Origin of the sequence: Kitasatospora sp. RG8, from assembly GCF_017813315.1 — a bacterium.
In the GTDB taxonomy this organism is placed as follows: Bacteria; Actinomycetota; Actinomycetes; order Streptomycetales; family Streptomycetaceae; genus Kitasatospora.
Genome location: NZ_JAGIYX010000089.1, coordinates 1 through 1671 on the forward strand (window position 1 = coordinate 1; position 1671 = coordinate 1671).

Annotated in this window: 1 protein-coding gene; it reads right to left on the minus strand. The window is 71.1% G+C overall.

Going from position 1 to position 1671, the window contains the following annotated elements; genetic code table 11:
- A partial coding sequence (locus J5Y04_RS41140) for a condensation domain-containing protein (RefSeq protein ID WP_209417670.1) occupies positions 1 to 1671 on the minus strand: 1671 nt, incomplete at both ends.

Consider the following 1671-nt stretch of genomic DNA (forward strand, 5'->3'; position numbering starts at 1 on the left):
CCGTCCACGGGCAACCGCGCCTCACGCGCATCGGCACCGTCCCCCAGGACGTCCAGCACACCGAACGGCGCCGTGGGCTCCGTGACATCACCCAACAACCCCGCGAAGTACCGCTCGTGCTCCTCCTCGGGCACCCGCAACCGCGCCTGCGCAACGAACTCCCTGAACGGCACCGGCGCCGGCAGACCCTCCCCACGACCCGCCAGGAACGCCGCGACCTCTCCCGAAACGATTCCGAGGGTTTCGTGGTCCAGAACGAGGTGGTGGGTCTGGAGTGCGAGGAGCCAGCGCCGGTTGGCGCGGTCCTCCGCGAGGTAGGCACGCATCAGGGGGGCGCGGCCGATGGCCATGGACCCGCCGCACGCGCGCAACAGCTGCTCCACCGCGTCATCGGCACCGTCGGCGAGGTCGAGCACCACACGCTCCACCGGCAGTTCGGCCCGGCGGGCGACGACCTGGACCGGCTCCCGCAGCCCCTCCCAGACGATCGCCGTCCGCAGCACGTCGTGCCGGTCGACGACGCTCTGCAACGCCCCGACGAACGCCTCGGCCCGCTCCACCGACCCGAAACCCAGCACCGTCGTCGAAGCGTAGGCGTCCTGGTCCCCGGGCTCACGCATCAGATAGTGGAAGAAGATGCCTTCCTGAAGGGGCGCGAGCGGGTAGACGTCCGCCACGTTGGCCACCCCGCCCGGGACCACCGCGGCAATCTGCGCGAGCTCGTCCTCGCTCAGCCCGGCCAGGGGCAGCATCTCCGGCGTGAGACGCGTGGTTCCCGCCGGGATGTTCGTCGCCGGCACCTCCACCTCACCCCGGTGCGCGGCCTGCTCGGCCAACTTCGCCACCGTCGGCGACAGGAAGAGCGTCTTCACGTCGACCGGCACACCACGGGACCGCAGCCGCTCCACCAACGTCACCGCCAGAAGCGAATGCCCGCCCAACTCGAAGAAGTTGTCGTCGACACCGACCTGCTCCAGACCCAGCACATCGGCGAAAGCCGCACAGAGGACCTCCTCCTCCACCGTCGACGGGCCGCGGCCGGTGGAGACGGCCGCGTAGTCGGGGGTGGGGAGTGCGCGCCGGTCGAGCTTGCCGTTGACGGTCAGCGGGAGGGCGTCGAGGACGACGACCGCTGCGGGGACCATGTACTCGGGCAGCTGCTCGGCGGCGAACGCCCTGAGTGTCGAGGGCAGTTCGGTGTTGTTGTCGTGGCCGGGGGCGGGGATGACGTAGGCGACGATGCGCTTGTCGCCGGGGGTGTCCTCGCGGACGATCGCGGTGGTGTGGGCGACGGCGTGGTGGCGGGTGATGACCGCTTCGATCTCGCCGAGTTCGATGCGGAAGCCGCGGATCTTGACCTGGTCGTCGGTGCGTCCGAGGAATTCCAGGTTGCCGTCCTGCTGCCAGCGTACGAGGTCGCCGGTGCGGTACATCCGTTCGCCGGGTTCGCCGAAGGGGCAGGCGACGAAGCGTTCCGCCGTCAGGCCGGGGCGGTTGAGGTAGCCGCGGGCGAGCTGGACGCCGGCGAGGTAGAGCTCGCCGGCGACACCGGGGGCGACGGGCTGGAGGGAGGCGTCGAGGACGTGGACGCGGGTGTTCCAGACGGGGCGTCCGATCGGTGCGCTCGGTCCGGTGGGCGTGTTGCCGGCCGTGTGGGGCCAGGCGGTGACG